The sequence below is a fragment of the Aliinostoc sp. HNIBRCY26 genome (genome assembly GCF_050235535.1).
Taxonomy (GTDB): domain Bacteria; phylum Cyanobacteriota; class Cyanobacteriia; order Cyanobacteriales; family Nostocaceae; genus Trichormus.
The window spans coordinates 6,623,484-6,641,954 of sequence record NZ_CP189852.1 but is presented as its reverse complement, the minus strand read 5'-3'; the positions used below and the strand labels follow the sequence as shown (position 1 = coordinate 6,641,954).

14 protein-coding genes are annotated in these 18,471 nt (G+C 41.0%); 7 read left to right on the top strand and 7 right to left on the bottom strand.

Translation table 11 applies throughout. From position 1 onward, the window contains the following. Nucleotides 1-43: 43 nt before the first annotated feature. Entirely contained in the window at nt 44-2,062 is a 2,019-nt protein-coding gene (locus tag ACQFX9_RS27965; protein ID WP_427159781.1) for a YfbK domain-containing protein, read from the bottom strand. A 250-nt stretch (nt 2,063-2,312) separates the two neighbouring features. Here ACQFX9_RS27965 and ACQFX9_RS27960 point away from each other — a divergent pair, with 250 nt between their 5' ends. Beyond that, complete coding sequence (locus ACQFX9_RS27960) at nt 2,313-3,803, top strand: bifunctional metallophosphatase/5'-nucleotidase (RefSeq protein ID WP_427159780.1); 1,491 nt, start codon at nt 2,313-2,315, stop codon at nt 3,801-3,803. An 18-nt stretch (nt 3,804-3,821) separates the two neighbouring features. Here the strand turns inward: ACQFX9_RS27960 and ACQFX9_RS27955 are convergent, their stop codons facing one another. Next, nucleotides 3,822-4,346, bottom strand: coding sequence for a GAF domain-containing protein (locus ACQFX9_RS27955; protein ID WP_427159779.1), 525 nt, complete (start codon nt 4,344-4,346; stop codon nt 3,822-3,824). 66 nt (nt 4,347-4,412) lie between these two features. Next, nucleotides 4,413-4,613 (bottom strand): hypothetical protein, encoded by a 201-nt coding sequence (locus tag ACQFX9_RS27950; RefSeq protein WP_427159778.1) that lies wholly within the window; start codon nt 4,611-4,613, stop codon nt 4,413-4,415. A gap of 497 nt (nt 4,614-5,110) precedes the next feature. On the opposite strand from ACQFX9_RS27950, the gene ACQFX9_RS27945 reads away from it, so the two are divergent. Both ACQFX9_RS27945 and ACQFX9_RS27940 read left to right on the top strand, forming a co-directional pair. Continuing rightward, nucleotides 5,111-7,354, top strand: a complete 2,244-nt coding sequence (locus tag ACQFX9_RS27945; protein ID WP_427159777.1) for a hybrid sensor histidine kinase/response regulator — start codon at nt 5,111-5,113, stop codon at nt 7,352-7,354. 106 nt (nt 7,355-7,460) lie between these two features. Then, the gene (locus tag ACQFX9_RS27940) at nt 7,461-7,718 is read left to right on the top strand and encodes a hypothetical protein (protein ID WP_103138755.1); all 258 of its coding nucleotides are present in this window, start codon (nt 7,461-7,463) and stop codon (nt 7,716-7,718) included. 239 nt (nt 7,719-7,957) lie between these two features. Here ACQFX9_RS27940 and mgtE read toward each other — a convergent pair whose 3' ends face one another. Beyond that, complete coding sequence (gene mgtE / locus ACQFX9_RS27935) at nt 7,958-9,358, bottom strand: magnesium transporter (protein WP_427159776.1); 1,401 nt, start codon at nt 9,356-9,358, stop codon at nt 7,958-7,960. A gap of 1,097 nt (nt 9,359-10,455) precedes the next feature. Between mgtE and ACQFX9_RS27930 the strand changes: the two genes are divergently transcribed. The 3 genes from ACQFX9_RS27930 to sppA all read left to right on the top strand — a co-directional run bounded on the left by ACQFX9_RS27930 (nt 10,456) and on the right by sppA (nt 14,173). Continuing rightward, nucleotides 10,456-11,055 (top strand): hypothetical protein, encoded by a 600-nt coding sequence (locus ACQFX9_RS27930; protein ID WP_427159775.1) that lies wholly within the window; start codon nt 10,456-10,458, stop codon nt 11,053-11,055. Nucleotides 11,056-11,157: 102 nt separating this feature from the next. Continuing rightward, nucleotides 11,158-12,210: a type 2 isopentenyl-diphosphate Delta-isomerase gene (gene fni, locus ACQFX9_RS27925; RefSeq protein ID WP_427159774.1), complete on the top strand. Its 1,053-nt coding sequence runs from the start codon at nt 11,158-11,160 to the stop codon at nt 12,208-12,210. Between the two features lie 127 nt (nt 12,211-12,337). Continuing rightward, nucleotides 12,338-14,173: a signal peptide peptidase SppA gene (gene sppA, locus ACQFX9_RS27920; protein WP_427159773.1), complete on the top strand. Its 1,836-nt coding sequence runs from the start codon at nt 12,338-12,340 to the stop codon at nt 14,171-14,173. 400 nt (nt 14,174-14,573) lie between these two features. Here sppA and ACQFX9_RS27915 read toward each other — a convergent pair whose 3' ends face one another. Both ACQFX9_RS27915 and ACQFX9_RS27910 read right to left on the bottom strand, forming a co-directional pair. After that, nucleotides 14,574-15,164 carry an FkbM family methyltransferase gene (locus ACQFX9_RS27915; RefSeq protein WP_427163023.1) on the bottom strand — a complete coding sequence of 197 codons (591 nt, stop codon included), beginning with the start codon at nt 15,162-15,164 and terminating at the stop codon, nt 14,574-14,576. Nucleotides 15,165-15,442: 278 nt separating this feature from the next. Beyond that, nucleotides 15,443-15,994 (bottom strand): cupin domain-containing protein, encoded by a 552-nt coding sequence (locus tag ACQFX9_RS27910; RefSeq protein WP_236143607.1) that lies wholly within the window; start codon nt 15,992-15,994, stop codon nt 15,443-15,445. Nucleotides 15,995-16,171: 177 nt separating this feature from the next. Here ACQFX9_RS27910 and ACQFX9_RS27905 point away from each other — a divergent pair, with 177 nt between their 5' ends. Continuing rightward, nucleotides 16,172-17,617 (top strand): deoxyribodipyrimidine photo-lyase, 8-HDF type, encoded by a 1,446-nt coding sequence (locus ACQFX9_RS27905; protein ID WP_427159772.1) that lies wholly within the window; start codon nt 16,172-16,174, stop codon nt 17,615-17,617. A gap of 159 nt (nt 17,618-17,776) precedes the next feature. On the opposite strand, the gene ACQFX9_RS27900 is transcribed toward ACQFX9_RS27905, so the two are convergent. Continuing rightward, the gene (locus ACQFX9_RS27900; protein ID WP_427159771.1) at nt 17,777-18,454 is read right to left on the bottom strand and encodes a hypothetical protein; all 678 of its coding nucleotides are present in this window, start codon (nt 18,452-18,454) and stop codon (nt 17,777-17,779) included. Between the last annotated feature and the right edge of the window lie 17 nt (nt 18,455-18,471).

Sequence of the window (18,471 nt, the reverse complement as noted above, 5' to 3'; positions counted from 1 at the left end):
AATCCCCAGTCCCCAATCCCCAGTCCCCAGTCCCCAATCCCCGTCACTTTTCCACTGCAATAGTATTAGCTTGTTCTACTAAACGAATAAACTCACGCCGATAGCCTTCTTTATCTTCCCCGACTGCTGGCGTGGCTAATTTCATCACCAAATTATAGTTAGCATTCCCTTTATACTCAGAGTCACGCAACACCATACCAAAGGCAGCTATGGCAGATGCAAATCTGAAGTTGGTAGATGGTGTCTGAGTGCTTTGCAAATCACTATCTTGGATGGCTTGGGTGATTAATTGGCTGGTGTTGGCTTGGGGCAATTTATAACGCAGTTTCACCTGCATCAATTCATTCGCGCCAATATCAGGGGTAGCTGCACCAGGACGCTGATATCGCAGGGGGTCTATCTGTGGTAGTTTCACATCGCTGGTGATGCCGGTGGGAATGATTTCATAAAGTGCTGTGACAGAATGCCCAGCCCCAATTTCTCCTGCATCTTTGCGGTCATCGTTGAAGTCTTGGTTTTGCAAAAGGCGGTTTTCATAGCCAATTAATCGATAGGCCTGCACTTTTGCGGGATTGAATTCCACTTGAATTTTCACATCTTTGGCAATGGTAAACAAAGTTTGCCGCAAATCATTGACTAAAACTTTTTTGGCTTCTAATAAAGTATCAATATAAGCATAGTTGCCGTTACCCCGATCCGCTAACTGCTCCATTTTTGAGTCTTTATAGTTACCAGTGCCGAATCCCAACACCGTGAGATAAATTCCCTGGTCTCGTTTCTGTTCAATTAATCGCGTGAGTTCGGCATCACTAGAAACCCCGACGTTAAAATCACCATCGGTAGCTAAAATTACTCGGTTATTGCCAGATTTGAGGAAGTTCTGTTTAGCTATCTTGTATGCTAACTCAATACCTTGACCCCCCGCTGTAGAACCTCCAGCTTGCAAACGGTCAATTGCTGCCAAAATTTTGGCTTTTTGACTTCCAGGTGTAGCTGGTAAGACTAATCCAGCATTGCCGGCGTAGACTACTAAACTGACTTTATCTTCAGGGCGCAGTTGATTCACAAGTAATTTCAAGGACTGCTGCACCAAGGGTAATTTGTCTGGTTGATCCATCGAACCGGAGACATCAATCAGAAATACTAAGTTGCTGGGTGGTAAAGTGGCACTGGTATGGCGTTTACCTTGCAAACCCACCAGCACTAACTTGTGTTGAGAATTCCAGGGAGCATTAGCCACTTCTGTAGTCACAGAAAAAGGGCGATCGCCCTGTGGTTGGGGATAATTATAAGGAAAATAATTAATCAGCTCTTCAACTCGCACTGCATCTTTAGGTGGTAATGTCCCCTGGGTAATAAATCGGCGGACATTACTGTAGGATGCTGTATCTACATCAATGGAAAAGGTGGACAGGGGTTCATTATTGACGTGATGAAAGGGATTATCATCAATGCGGTTGTAACTTTCTGTGTTGAATTGGCTATTTGGCTGGTTTTCAGTAGTAACTTTGCCGGAATATGAGGGATTGGAACGGTTAAGAAATTGATTTTGAGGAGGCACACTAGGAAGTGCCAACATTGGTTTGCTGGCTGGAGTAAGCTTTCTAGTTGTCGGACTTTGGGTAATGGTACTATCTTCGACTAATTCATCTGGCTTAACTTTGAGAGCTGCTAACTCTGGTGCGAACTGAGCCTGTAAGCGTTGTAGGGTTTGGATATCGGCTTGGCTAACTGCGTTGGGGTTATTTGCGGTTAACTCTTGGCTGCGATTTATACAGGCACTTAAGACTGTGGCAAATTCTGTGCGAGTTATAGCAACTTTGCCGAAGTTCTGTACAGAGACAACACAACTATACTTTTGAACTAATACTTTGAGTGCTTGATAGTCGGGGTGACGAGGAAGAATCGAGGTATTTGAGCTAATTCTGGGAGGAGTTAGATTTGCTGGTAGGGCGACAGTAACAGACTGACGAGCGATCGCCATTCCCACGGGTGGAATTAATAATAATAGTGTGGCAATACTAACTTTTTGCCAAACTGGAGACGGAATGCGGCTAGACATGACTAACTCCTCACACTGAATTTTTGCTGTTACATCTGTTATTAATTACTTAGAATATTCCTCAGCAGTCTCTACCTTGGTCATCGTTACAGTTTTGGTAACTATGACTGATACAAAAATCAACATTCTTTGGGGTAGGGAACTCTTAACGGGCAACGGGGAACAGTTTGTCCGTTTGTTCCCTGTTCCCTGTTCCCTGTTAATTATGAGTAAAATCAGTTCCGTAGATTAATGGTTGTACAAGCTAAATATGAAACTTATTTATTTTGGTTGCAGTGTAGTTTTACAAATATTGGTGACAGTAACTTTAACTACTCCAGTGTTGGCGGAAATTGTCAAAATTAACCTGTTGCAACTTAACGATGTCTACGAAATTACGCCAGTGGAAGGAGGGACGCGTGGAGGTTTAGCCCGTGTCGCCACTCTACGACAACAGCTTTACCAAGACAACCCCCGCACCTACACGGTCTTAGCCGGAGATTTTCTGAGTCCTTCGGCTTTGGGAACTGCTAAAATCAACGGTACACCCCTAGCTGGTCAGCAAATGGTGGCTGTGATGAATACCTTGGGTGTGGATTATGTGACTTTTGGTAATCACGAATTTGACTTACCAGAAAATCTGTTTTATCAAAGATTGCGAGAGTCGCGGTTTCGTTGGGTATCGAGTAATGTTTCTGATAATGCAGGGAAACCCTTTAGAGGTGTTCCCCGTACAATAGTATTCAACGTCAAAGGCGATCGCGGAGCTGTAGTTAGGGTAGGATTAATCGGTGTCACCCTCAACAGCAATCAACCAAAGTACGTCAGTTACACCGATCCCATTGCCGCAGCTAAACAGCAGGTAAATAGCCTCAAAGGTAAAGTTGATATTATCGTAGCTTTGACCCATCTATCAATTGCCAGCGATCGCCAACTAGCCGAAACTGTACCAGAAATAGACGTAATTCTGGGTGGTCATGAACATGAAAATATTCAACAATGGCGGGGTCGAGATTTTACACCGATTTTTAAAGCTGATGCGAATGCACGTACAGTTTACGTTCATCAATTGAATTACGATACTGTCAAAAAAAGTCTGGTAATTAACTCTCGCTTAGTCCCAATTACAGATCAGATTCCTGAAGAACCAAAAACAGCAAAAGTAGTGCAAGGATGGCTAGAAAAAGGTTATCAAGCCTTTATTACCAATGGCTTTGACCCCAATCAAGTAATTACTCAACTCACATTTGCTTTAGATGGATTAGAATCCAGCGTTCGCAACAAATCGACAAATTTGACAGAGTTAATTGCTGAGGCGATGTTAAAAGAAGTACCTGACGCAGATTTAGCCGTGTTTAATGGCGGTTCAATTCGGATTGATGATGTTATACCACCAGGCCCCATCACCCAATACGACATAATTCGCATCTTGCCTTTTGGCGGTAAAGTTGTGGCTGTAGAGATGAATGGCGAACTTTTACAAAAAGTATTAAATCAAGGAAAAGCTAATCAAGGGACTGGTGGTTATTTGCAAACAGCTAAAATTAGTCAGGAAGCGAATTCTCAAAATTGGTTAATTCAAGGTCAACCCCTCGACCCCCAACGCACTTACAAAATCGCTATTACTGACTTTTTAATTAGTGGGAAAGAAAAAGGATTAGACTTTTTAAATCTTCAGCAGCCAGGGATAAAATTGATTGCAGAAAAACGCGATATTCGTTTTGCTGTAATTGATCAATTAAAACTTTCAAAGACACCATAGATCAATTTAGAGTGATTTCTATTGTGTCATATAGGTGATGACTAAGGGTGTTAATTTATTTTCCAATTGAGTCATAATAGCATGATCAAAATCTGACCAAATGCGCTTTTGACCAAAGACACTAGGCTGTAAAATTCCCCAAAGTTGACCATCTTGGCACAGGTGAGCATGAATTAACGCCCGATGTCCCAAATTTTTCCGCTCAAATTCTTTATTTACCACTTTCGGACTAGCAGTTTCTACATCTTCCACGTAAATGGAAGCTTGAGTCCGTAGTGCTGCGGCAAACAAAGGGTCTTCTTGGGGTAATGATAACGGCTCTAACTTCCATGCCGATTCTGTAATATCGGGAATATTTTGATGTTTTCGCCAGCAATAGGCAATTTTAGCAAATCGAGTTTGAGGATTTCTCAAGTACAAAAAACAGCGATCGCACTTTAACACTTCTCCAATCGCTGGCAAGATTGCCGGAAAAATAGCCTCTGGCTCAGTGTATTTGTCTAAAATATTTTGTATGCTTCTTGGCAAAGCTAAGTCAGTCATGAAAAGGCACGCCTGAAATTAATATTTTCGTAATCTGATGAAGTGTTATTGGAACTTTGAAACGTATTAATTATCATCTTTTTTCGTTTCAGTTGGTGGATGTGTAATCTCTCCCTCACTGTAACCAAGGTCATACATACTAGCAGCTTGAGCATCTTGTTCTGGCGGTACTTTCGATTTTCCCGCCCAAGCATCAGATTTCCCTACGTTAAACCAATCTTCATCAGTCATCCCAGATATCAATCTATTTTTTGTTGTTTTGTTCATGAATGTACTGGTCAGTAGTTAGGGTTTGGTATGAGTCATAATTTATGATCTTCTCACCAAGTTTGACTAACATCCTGTATCCAAGGAAAGAACAAGTATCTCATTTGTGATCATTCTCCATCAACATCAGACATTTATAAAGCTTATCCTTAATAGGAGAAAAAATTTGCTGATGATATCAACTTTGGGATTACAAAATCACAACAATAACTAGATCAAAAGTCCCTAGTCAATAGCAAAATAATATTGTTTAGTATTCGCTTTTAAACATTTATGATGACCTTAGCAGTGCAACCTAAATATTTCACTGATTAGCATCTGGCAAGGATCATAACAAACTGCATCTCGTGATAGATAGTGGTTATAATCCAAATAATTAAACTACACTCAGTGAGTTGTTGACTTCCGACTAAGTCACAATATTCACTATAATCACATGATTCTCACACTGGAAAGTTAGGTTGCTGAAAATAAGTAGAAATCAAGATTTGAAAACTGTGGATAGACCCACACTTTCTTTAAAATGGCATCTTGTGTTACTCGTAGCAGGAGCCTTATTTCCAGTTGTTCTATTTGCTGTTACGGTTGTACACCAACTTTCACTCAAAGAACGTGCAGCCTCAGAACGTCGCTTGATTTTAGCGGCACGCAATCTGACTCAAGACGTAGAACGTGAGATTTCTAGCACCACTAGGATACTGCAAGCCCTGGCTGTCTCTGAGCGACTCGACCAAAATGATTTGCAAGGCTTTTATGACGAGGCCAAGCGCACAGTACAGACGCAACCGACTTGGCTGAGTGTCATTTTGCTCACACCTAATGAACGCCAAGTTTTTAATACTTTTCGTCCCTTCGGCACTACATTACCCTTGGCAAATGAGCCTGCAAGTGTGCGGCGTGTTGTCGCAACACAGCAGCCAACAGTGGGTGATCTCGCCCTAGTGCGCCTCAAGCAAAAATTGGCTTTTCCCGTTCGTGTTCCAGTTATCCGTGACGGTAAACTCCGTTATGTACTGACTGCTATCATCACCTCAGAAGCTTTAACTCGCGTCCTCAAGACTCAAACAACGGTTGATGGGGAGTGGACGCGTACTGTTGTTGATAGTCGCGGTATAGTTGTCGCCCGGACTCGCCGGCCTGAAATCTTTGTAGGCAAGCCAGGTACTCCGTCTTTTCTGAAGCGAATTGCTCAAACAACTGAGGGAGTCTATCGCGAGACGACTTTAGAAGGTGCATCAGTGTATGTTGCCTTCAAACGAGCCAATTTTGGCAACTGGACAACCGCAGTTGTTGTTCCTATGGAAATCATTGAGAATCCTGGTCGTCAAGCAATGTGGTTGGTTGTTGGGTCTGGCTTATTGTTGTTAGTGCTAAGTGGTGTAGGCGCGCTTATGTTCTCGCGATCGCTCTCTGACGGTATTACTTTGGCTGCTGCCGCCGCAGAAACACTTGCTAGAGGTCAGTATCCTCACATTAGCCCCTCACAAATTAAAGAAGTCGTTTTGCTGGGTGAAGCATTAAAATTTTCAGCTGCACTTTTACAAAGGCGAGAACAGGAACGGGACGAAAACCTAAGACAAGCGGAAGCCGCACGATCTGAAGCTGAGGAAGCTAATCGGCTCAAGGATGAGTTTTTAATTACAGTTTCCCACGAACTCAAAACCCCTCTGAATGCGATCGTTGGCTGGTCGCAATTACTATGTACTGGTAGGCTAAACGAGGAAAAGACAAAGCACGCGATCGCGACTATCGAACGCAATGCCAAAGCCCAAGCGCAACTTGTGGAAGACCTCCTCGATACTTCACGAATTATCACCGGTAAACTACATCTCGAACTCCAGTTACTTAATTTAGCTACTGTGATCACCAGCGCAGTGGATTCGGTGCGCCACATTGCGGAAGTGAAAAACATTGATTTACAAATGCAACTGACTCCTGTAGCTTCCGTCTTCGGAGACCAAAATCGCCTCCAGCAGATCATCTGGAATCTCTTGACTAACGCTGTTAAATTCACGCCTCAAGGTGGAAGGGTTGAGGTGAATTTAAAGCAAGTAGGTTCCTTTGTGGAAGTGATAGTACAGGATACTGGTGTAGGTATTCAGCCAGAATTCCTGCCATACGTTTTTGAACGATTTCGCCAAGCTGACGGCTCAACTACCAGAAGATTTGGCGGTTTGGGACTAGGTTTAGCGATCGCCCGTCATTTAGTTGAACTTCACGGCGGGACAGTGCAGGCTGAGAGTGGAGGCGAAGGAAAAGGCGCGACTTTCACAATCAAACTACCTGTAGCTACTAGTCAAGAAAACCACCCACGACTGAAAACACCTGTAGATAGTTCTTCTTCTCCACCCATACTTCAAGGTGTGCGGGTGCTAGTGGTGGATGATGAACCCGACGCAAGAGATGTTATTTCCGCCATCATCATGCAGCAGGGTGCAGAAGTGCGCGCCTGTAGTTCAGCCGCAGAAGCTTTATCACAAGTGTTTGCTTGGCAACCTACCATCATCCTTTGTGATATCGGTATGCCTATAGAAGATGGCTACAGTTTCATCCGTAAAGTCAGGGAGTGGGAAAGAAAAACAGGAGGTCAGATCCCAGCCGTAGCAGTCACAGCCTTTGCACGAGAAGAAGATAAATTTCAGGCGATCGCCTCCGGTTATCAAACACACTTCCCTAAACCCATTGAACCTGCACAGCTAGTTGCTTTAGTTGCTAGCTTAATCGAGAAAATTCAAGCTTAATACATCTAAAGACAGTATTTTTGTCTGTCAACAGAAGGATGATTTCATTTTGTTGTGTTGCTAACTTAACTAAAAGACAACATCAACAAAGTTAACGAAAAAGTCTATGGCATCTGCAAAACCATTGCATGGAACCGACTTAGTAGATTGTGCTAGGGCAAATGCCAAGCAAGGAATTGAGACTGCGGCGTATCAATGCGGTTACGGGGAAGATATCAATACCTTCGCACGCGAACTTCGACAAGCCTGCGAACAAATGAATTTACAAGTTAAGGAATTGAGCGAATTAATTACTGAACAAGACAAAATCCTGAAAATGGGTACTGGTGAAATTATCGCTCCAGATACACCCTCGGAACTGTAAAAGTTGAGGTGATACCAATTCAAAATTCAAAATTCAAAATTCAAAATTAAGAAATCCATATTGTGCGAGTATTTCTGGATTTGGATCTGTTGAATGATTATTAATGAATTGGTATGACATGGAACACATGACGGAAGCAGCGAAGGTAGGGGAAGCAGAGAAGCAAAACTAATGACTCATTACTCATCACTCATTACTCATTACTCATTACTCATTACTCATTACTCATTACTCAGCACTCACAACTGTAAAATCACTCGTGCCAAGTTGAAGTAAATTAACACACCCAAAACGTCAACGGCTGTAGTAATAAACGGTGCAGACATCAAGGCTGGATCTAAACGCAAGAAGCGAAACAAAAAAGGCAGTGCTGAACCGGAAACAGAAGCTAAAACAGAAATAGCCACTAAACTACTACCAACAGCGATCGCAACTTCTAATCGTCCTTGTAAAAAGTAAGCCCAAACTGTAGCGATACTACCTAACATACCACCCAACAATGCACCAGCGATCGCTTCCCGCCCAATCACCTGCAAAGTCCCCAAGCTTCTAATTTCGTCAGTGTTCATCCCCCGAATCACCACCGTCGAAGATTGCGCGCCGACGTTACCACCAGTACCAGTCAGTAGGGGAATAAACGCCGTTAATGTGACAACTTTGGTCAAAATATCTTCTTGAGATTTAATAATAGTACCTGTAACTGTATTGGTAATTAATAAGACAAACAACCATAAAACTCGCTTACGAGCTACTTGCATTAAATCCATCTGAAAATAGTTATCACCGCTAGACTGCACACCACCACCCACAGCGTAGATATCTTCAGTAGTTTCTTGTTGCAAAATATCAATGACATCATCAACAGTGACGATACCTACTAAGCGTTCTTCTTTGTCTACTACGGGTACAGCTAAAAAATCATATCTTTGAATTAATCTAGCCACTTCCTCTTGGTCTGTATCAGTATGGATACAAATGACATCACGAGTCATGATATCGCCAATAATCTGTTCTGGTTGAGAGGTGACTAACTCCCGCAAAGACACAATCCCCGTTAAACTTCTAGCTGCATCAGTCACGTAGAGATAGTAAATCATCTCACTAGCATTAGCGAGACTGCGTATCCGTTCTAAGGCTTGAGATACCGTAAAATTATCTTTCAGGGCGATAAATTCCAGAGTCATGATGCGTCCAGCCGTACCAGCTTCATAACCCAAAAGTAAAGCTGTAGCTTGGCGTTCCACCGGACTGAGTTGTTCTAATAGCCGATTGACTACTTTCGCTGGTAACTCATCAAATAACCTAGCACGGTCATCTGAGGACATCTGATCAACAATATCGCGGACTTCTTGGCTTTTCAATTCCTCAATTAATCGTTCTTGAACGCTGTAGTCCAGATATTCATAAACTTCTATCGCCTCACTCTTTGAAAGTAGACGAAACGCCAAAGCGTGCATCGCTTCTGGTAAACCTTCAATCGCCTCGGCTATATCCGCAGGCTGCACAGGTATGAGAATAGATTTAGCTGCTTGCAAATCTCCTGCTTCCAATAGCATTCGCAGCTGAGTCCTGACTAAATCGCGCAATTCTCTACGTGTAACGTCCTGAAGAGCAGAGTTTAAGTTGTTCGTTTCCGTCACTTTCCACTTTCCTCGACCAATATTAACAAAGTTGCTGCCCCTAGTCTAAGGGATAGTAGGAGGCGTAGAGTTAAACTTGTTGTGATTTTTTCTACTTTCACCAACGCACAGATCAAACCATATCGCCAACACTAATTTGAGTTTCTAGGATTGGTAACTATAATTACTTTAAGATTAGGTTAAGAATTAGATTTAATTTGGTTATATTTAATGATTATTAAATTTCCTGATAGTAGACATCATATTTGGTTTTTGCGAAGTTAGGTATACCTTTATTTCTTATTCCCTAACTACGCCATTAATATATGTGAATTCAAATGGCATCACCAGTATTTTAATTCAGAGAAAATGCTGTTCTGGCAGTCCTAAATAATTCGTGATCTACAAGACACCCGACTTCTTTGAGAAGTCGAGTATCTGGACAACAAAATCATCATCGTTCAGGAAAAATGTATTACACCATAGATGGATGACTTTATATTTCAGAAAGGTAAAGATATAAAGTTACGTCATGTTTTGGATGAAATAAGTCTACGGTGTCAACATAAATCATTTAACTCATTAAATCTGATTGAAGAATGGAGACTTTAATAAACAATACTTTTCAAACATTATCTAGCAGCAGGATACAAATAACCAGAGAATAACTAATTCTTAGACTTCAAATACTAATTTGAAGCCTCTGATTTATCTTGTCTAGATGAAAATTAATTTTAACATGAAGATGCTCATAGACAGTTAAGTACATCCTATTTTATGGCGTATAATATTATTGGCAGTCAAAATGTACCTTTGTTGTTAAATCAGTAAAATTTCTGAACAATACAGGGAGAGCAAACAAATAATATGGTCTAAAAATAGCGATTACGGGAATATACCAATTTTCTTAAGCTCACTGGTGCAGTCAAAATTCCATAAAAACACAAATTTTAATATAGCGAATTGTACTTATCTAGAAGGTCAGCGATGAAATAAGTATATTGCGGTGAGACTTTTAATTACTCTCTAGAAACTACGTCAGTATATCAAACGCATTTTTTGCAAAATTTGTGTCGTCAAATCGGACTTATATACCAACATAACTAGTTTTAGATGTCATGAACACTTCCAATCATCAGCTTGTCAATTTATCATCCAAATCACCAGAGCAAATCATGAAGGAAGAACGTATTCATGACGTACTTCTCTTGCTAGAAAACTTATCATATAGAGAAGAAACAACGGTTAAATTAATATTAGATTGTCTATATGATGTAGGAGCAACTAACCTCATTAATCAGAAAGTCCGATCCCATAGTGTGAATAGCCTCTTAAAAATGATGGCGAAATTTTCTAAACCTGTATTTCGGATGATTGCTTGGCAATGGTTTAAAAAAAACTGTCCCCAACTAATTACTAACTGGCTATATGACCAGGTGAAATTTGCCAGTATTGCGCCACAAACAGCCACAAGAATAGTAGAAAATTCTCAAATTCAACCGCCATCATCTATAAGTTTGCTGGAGCAAACACAAGAAATCAAATCTCTGCGTTCTCAAGTGAGGTTATTAATCACTATTTGCCTCATTACCATTACTTCTTTCGGTAGCAGCTTTGTTTGGCTCAATTACAAGTTAGAACAAGCACACCTACAAACTAGAGAAGCAATGTCAACTCAAATTAAAGTTAAAAAAACTACCGCTAATGATGCTAACTGATATTGGCTTTCGCCGTTGAGCTTATGGGAAATTTGCGATCGCCACTACAACTTAGCAGACCCACTTACAATAGTAATCGCAAGCTATAAATCATACCTATCCGTGAATCTCCCTACCGATAACACATCCATCCCCATTCAGTCACGTAAAGCAGATCACATCCGCATCTGTTTAGAAGAAGATGTCCAGTGTCAGGAAATCACTAACGGTTTAGAACGCTATCGTTTCACTCATTGTTGCTTACCAGAATTAGATCGGGAAGACATTGATATCAAAACGCGATTTTTCGGTAAAACCCTCAACGCACCTTTGCTGATCTCCTCCATGACTGGAGGAACAGAACAAGCAAAAATGATTAACCAGCGTTTAGCCGCAGTCGCGCAAACCTATAAATTAGCGATGGGTGTCGGTTCGCAACGGGTAGCAGTAGAAAAACCCCAAGTCGCTGATACCTTTGCAGTGCGTCAATTTGCACCAGATATTCTGTTGTTCGCTAACGTTGGTGCTGTACAACTCAACTACAAATACGGCTTAGATCAATGTCTGCAAATCATTGATATGTTAGAAGCCGACGCGTTGATTTTGCATATTAATCCTCTACAAGAGTTTATTCAACCCAGAGGCGATACCAATTTTCGGGGTTTACTTGACAAAATAGATAAACTATGCTCTAAATTACCAGTACCAGTAATTGCTAAAGAGGTAGGTAACGGTATTTCCGCCACAATGACCGAAAAGCTATTAGCAGTAGGAGTAAGAGCCATTGACGTAGCGGGTGCAGGCGGGACTTCTTGGGCGAAAGTTGAAGGAGAAAGAGCAGAAAATGCACTACAAAGACGTTTAGGGCGTACATTTGCCGATTGGGGAATCCCTACAGCAGATTGTATTACCAGTATTAGAGCGATCGCACCCCATGTTCCCCTCATCGCCTCCGGTGGTTTGCGTCATGGCTTAGATGTCGCCAAAGCGATCGCATTAGGAGCAGATATCGCAGGCTTGGCTATGCCTTTCCTCAAAGCTGCCGTAGAATCAGAAACAGCACTCCAAGATTTAGCCGAGGTATTAATTGCAGAAATCACTACAGTATTATTCTGCACAGGTAACACCAACCTATCTGAGTTAAAACACTCAAATAGTTTACAAATAATACAATAGGGAATAGGGCATTGGGCATTGGTAATTGAGAATAGAACAGAAAAACACTAATGACTAATGACTAATGACTAATGACCATTGACTATTGACTATTGACTATTGACCATTGACTATTGACCATTGACTAATGAATAACTTTTTAAAACAAACTGCTGCTAGCTTACTTGGGACTGTATTAGGACTAATTGTTTTCTCTGGAATTAGTACAGTAGGACTTTTATTTTTATTATTTGCTGTGGCGGGTTCTAAAGATACAGGGCCTATAGTCAAAGATAAGTCTGTCTTAGTTTTTGACTTATCAATGACTATTACCGACAGAGAACCAAGTTCTGGTGAAGTTTTTCAAAACACTCTATCCGGCGTGAAACCAGAACGGATGACACTCCGTAGCGTTTTGGATTCCATCGCCAAAGCTAAGAGTGATCAGCGAATTGTGGGTATTTACTTAGATGCTACCCGCACAGGTGGAGCCAGTAACTTGGGTTTTGCATCTCTTAAAGAAATTCGCAAAGCCTTAGAAGACTTCCGCGCGAGCGGTAAAAAGGTAATCGCCTACGGAATGGAATGGGGAGAAAAGGAATATTATCTCAGTTCCGCAGCCGATACCATTGCACTTAACCCTTTTGGCGCAATGGAAATGAACGGTTTTAGTAGCCAACCTGTTTTCCTCGCGGGAGCATTACAAAAGTATGGTATCGGGGTGCAAATTGTCCGAGTGGGTAAATTTAAAGGTGCAGTCGAACCCCTGGTATTAAATAAACTGAGTCCAGAAAACCGTGAACAAACCCAAAAATTACTCAATGATATTTGGGGAGAGTGGCGTACGACAGTAGGTAACAGCCGGAAAATTAACCCGCAAAAACTCCAAGCGATCGCCGATAATCAAGCCATACTAGAAGCCAATACAGCCAAAAGTAACGGCTTAATCGACCAGATAGCCTACAGCGATCAGATAGTAACTGATTTAAAAAAATTAACCAATAGCAAAGAAAGTGATAAAAACTTCAAAAACATAGATTTAATGGAGTACGCACAAGTACCCAATAAATCTTTACCCGTAGAACGCGAAGCCAAAAATAAAATTGCTGTAGTTTATGCTGAAGGCGAAATCGTCGATGGTAAAGGCGAGGAAGGACAAATAGGAGGAGACCACTTTGCGGCGATTTTCAGCAAAATCCGTCAAGATAAAGATGTCAAGGCCGTTGTATTAAGAATTAACAGTCCTGGAGGAAGTGCGATCGCCTCCGAAGTTATGCAGCGAGAAATCAAACTCACTCGCCAAGTTAAACCCGTCATCGTCTCTATGGGTGATGTCGCCGCCTCTGGTGGTTACTGGATAGCTAGTGATTCCAACCGCATCTTCGCCGAACCCAACACGATTACAGGTTCAATCGGTGTATTTGGAGTCTTAATCAACGGTCAAAAACTAGCCAATGATAATGGTATCACCTGGGATGCTGTCAAAACAGCCCGTTATGCTGACAGCCAAACCGTTTCGCGTCCTAAATCACCTGAAGAATTAGCTTTGTATCAACGCAGCGTTAACCGCATTTACAACATATTCTTAAGTAAAGTCGCCCAAGGACGCAAACTACCAGCACAAAAAGTAGCAGAAATTGCTCAAGGTAGAGTTTGGTCTGGTGTCGCAGCGAAACAAATTGGTTTAGTCGATGAAATTGGCGGTTTAAATGCAGCAGTTGAATATGCAGCTAAAGAGGCGAAATTAGGTAAAAATTGGCAGTTACAAGAATATCCCAAAGAAACCACATTTGGAGAGCGTTTGTTTGGACAAACTGTTGAGGATATCAGCACTACCTTTGGGTTACAAAAAGTAAATATTCAACCCAGTAATCCCTTAAATGCTGAACTCCAAAAAATTCAAAAAGAATTAGCAATTATGCAAAATATGAATGACCCCCAAGGAGTTTATGCCAGATTGCCATTTAATTTAATCATTGAGTAATTCCAGCAATTTGAGATTTTGGATGACCAACAAGATACCCGACTTTTGCCAGAAATCGGGAATCTAGAAATCGCAAAATCTCAGACACTATATACTCATATTTTCTGTCAGCAACGCCAAAGAAACGCTATTTTCTTCCCTTCCCTCACACCCCTACACCCTTACACCCCTATACCCCTGTTTTCATGACTCAGGTGCTAACAGAAAACTCTCTGTTTTCAACATTTGTAACTTCAAAGTAGTTCAGTTGGTAATATGTATACCATCAGGGACAGAAAATACCCCATATCCTATGCTATGGGCAAAGGTTAAAACTCTACCGATATCATAATTGTAGGCTTTCAAGTTTTTATCAGTCCACTCTATTATTATGTGTAATCCCAAATCCACATTACTAGATTTAGCGGATGGCATATAAGGTGTATGTATCTACAAAGTTAGACGGTAGTAACTCTCTCTTTTCTAAAATGATATGAAAACCTTGATGAGTGAGAATTGTTTTAACTTTTTCTAGTCTGCCTTTCTTATCATGAAATTCGCCGACAATCTGCTTAATTTTCGGCCAGTCTTTATCTTCTATCCCTTGTAAAACCTCGTATTCTTCACCTTCTACATCAATCTTGAGTAAATCTATGGTATCAATTCCTAATTCATCAATTAAAGATGAAAGCGTTTTGACTTGACACTTAACTTGGGTTTGCTCCACAAATAAATCTGCAAATAAATCAGTGATTTCTTCTGCGTCTGGCTGAGATTTTATTTCATCTGTATCAGCTATGATATCATTGGGTTTAGTGGTTGAGTTCCCTGCCATATTGGGATAAAAAGTAAATATTTTCTCAGGATTATTTTCGGAACTCAACCCACAATTAAATAAACGCACCTTTTCTAGAGAGTGCAAGCGAATATTATCTTCTAATACCGCAAAAGTTGACGCAATTGGTTCAAAGGCATAAATTTGTACATTTTTCTGCATTTGACTAGCAAATATTGTAAATAAACCAATATTTGCGCCTACATCAAATATACAATCACCTTCGTTAATGACAATACCGTTTTTGTCATACTGTTTTTCGGCAAATATCTCAGAATAAATATATTCAGTTTCTTCAATGCTGCTGCTGTAGTAGCAGTCTAAGCCATTAGCAAAGGTAATTTTTTTTTACTCATTTTTGACTCTACATCCTGTGTCTGAATCTAACCACAAGGGGACATTTTAGCTCAAATTGATGCCCTGTGCCTTTATCTTTTACCTTTTGCCTTTTTAACCTAACCTTGATACCAAGCATCACTCAATCGAGTACCTGTATAATTAGGTAGCCAACCATCTGCCGCACTAAAGTAACGTACCGCTTTGAACTGTAACAACGCCGTGGGACTACACCAATGTTCCACACCCGACGGAATACTCAAGTAATCTTGAGACTCTACCAAAAGCTGTATCTGACTACCATCAGGCTTCACAAAACCAAAAATCATTTCCCCAGCCAGGACATACAAAGCTTCAGGCGCGGTGTGAGTATGATATTGACTGTAGGTAGCAAACAAAGTTTGCAGACTTGGTGATCCTGGATGCACATTTAACAAATCGCACCACAGATAACCGTTTTCTTGTTGCAGGAATTCAAACACACTATTGTGCAAATCTACAACATGACGCTTTTCTTCATCTGTCAACACCTCTTGCTGTAAGAGGTGGGGAAATAGCAACGCTGTTCCTGGGTCGTAATGTTTGAGATAAATACCAATAGATGCAAGTTCACGAACTATTTCTTGTATATCGCTTTCTATCGTGCCGTCTGCCAGTAACAATGCTGCCATGATGAAAAATTTAATTCGCTATTAATCACAAGTATACTGGACTTTGACGCAACAAGCCACTATCACCGATAGAGTTACTGGAGTTGTATTTGGTTCCAGAAAATATCAATTTTGCCAATAGTTAAATGCTCCTACTAGGGTTTAAGCTAGTACGAGTGAACTATATAAACTGCTCAAATGTCTGACTTAATTTTATTTTGGCATCGCCGTGATTTACGCATTGCTGATAATACCGGATTAGCTTTGGCTAGGATGCAAACTGCTAAAGTAGTGGGTGTATTTTGCCTAGATCCTAATATTCTCGAACGAGATGATGTTGCACCAGCAAGAGTAACTTACATGATTGGCTGTTTGCAAGCATTACAACAGCGATACGTACAAGCAGGAAGTCAGTTATTAATTTTGCGTGGTGATCCTGTACAGGCTATTCCTCATTTAGCTGAGACATTGCAAGCTAAAGCCGTGTTTTGGAATTGGGATGTAGAACCATATTCTCAGGTACGCGAGCGCGCTATCATAGAAACCTTAAAAGCCAAGGGTATAGAATTTCTCACCCCCACTTGGGATCAAATTCTCCATTCCCCAGATGAAATTTTTTCAGGTAGCAATGCACCTTACACTGTCTACACCCCCTTTTGGAAAAATTGGATTACTAAACCCAAGGCTAAACCAGTCCCAACCCTAGAAAATGCGACAGGTTTAACACCAGCAGAACAAGAACTAGCGACACAAGCTGGGGTTATAGCCTTACCCACAGCCAAAGACTTAGGATTTATTTGGGATACAGATTTGGTAATTCCCCCAGGGGAAGCAGCCGCACAAGCCAAACTAGAAGAATTTACCGCCAAAGCCATCACAGAATATCAAGAACAGCGTAACTTTCCTGGTGTTGACGGAACATCACAACTCAGTGCTGCTTTAAAATTTGGTGTCATTGGTATTCGTACCGTTTGGCAAGCGACAACAGCAGCATTAGAAAATTACACCAGTGAAGAAGCTAGCACCAGTATCCGCACTTGGCAACAAGAACTCGCTTGGCGGGAATTTTATCAACACGCTATGTATCACTTTCCCGAATTAGCTGATGGTGCTTATCGTGACACTTTTAAAACTTTCCCTTGGGAGAATAACGAGGAACTCTTTCAAGCTTGGTGTGAAGGTAAAACTGGCTACCCCATCGTAGATGCAGCCATGCGCCAATTGAATGAACTAGGTTGGATGCACAACCGTTGTCGGATGATAGTTGCCAGTTTCCTCACCAAAGACTTACTAATTAATCCCCAGTGGGGAGAAAAATACTTTATGCAGAAGCTAATTGACGGCGACTTATCTGCGAATAATGGTGGTTGGCAATGGAGTGCTTCGAGTGGAATGGATCCTAAACCAGTGCGAATTTTTAACCCAGCTAGTCAAGCACAAAAATTCGACCCTGATGCTGAGTATATCCGTTTATGGTTGCCAGAATTGCGGTCTTTAGATACAGAATATTTGGTGACAGGTAAAATTACACCCTTAGAACGTCGTGCTGTAGGCTATCCTGACCCGATTGTAGACCATAAAAAGCAGCAACAACTATTTAAACAACGCTATCAACAGCAGAAGGAATTGGTGATTAGTCAATAGTCAATAGTCATTAGTCATTAGTCATTAGTCATTAGAAAATAAAATTCTCTCCGAGAGGTTACAATAACGTCTCGGAGAGAAGACAGCGTGGCTTGTTTTCCCAAAGGGGTACTTACCCCTACGCTAAAGTTATTCGTAATTTTTGGTTTTAATCACAAATTATTTGAATGCAGGTTCAAAATCTTGAATCAAAACAGTCTGACGTTGCAGCGCGACTTGATTACGCCATTTCTTCAGTCTCAATTCTGTTCTGGCTGTTCTGGGTTTCAGGTATCCTAAACGCAGTAGTTCCCTTAAATCTCTCATTCTGGGTTTGATTTTTGTTCCCAAAATATAGTCAGCCAAAGGAAATACGATATTGTAATTTTTATTAGTAAATTGATGATGTAAATAATGATGAGTGGCTAGCCATCTAAAAACACCCCAATCAGCAAAAAAGGTGTCGCTTGGTTGGTGCATTTGAGTGTGGATGGTATTCCAAGTGAAGGCATGAATTAATAACATGACAACGAATGTCACACCAGCTAAGGGTGAAATCAGCCAAAATAGTAAATCTATGGGCAAGAAAAGAACTAAAGCGGTGATAATTTCCACAGCCCGAAATCTAATATTGTCATCACTACCTTCAGGATGAGGCTCAAAGTCGAATTGACGATACCAAATACCATGATGTCTGATGGCATGACCTTCAAAAACTTCTTTAAATACGTTGGGATACTTTTTATAAAACCATTCAGGTAAAACCTTTTTGTGCATGAAATTTTGGTGCGTTTGATGTTCAGCAAAGGAAAAAATAATCTCAGACAACAGAATGTATACAACCAGAGATAACAACATAATTTTTCTGACTAAAA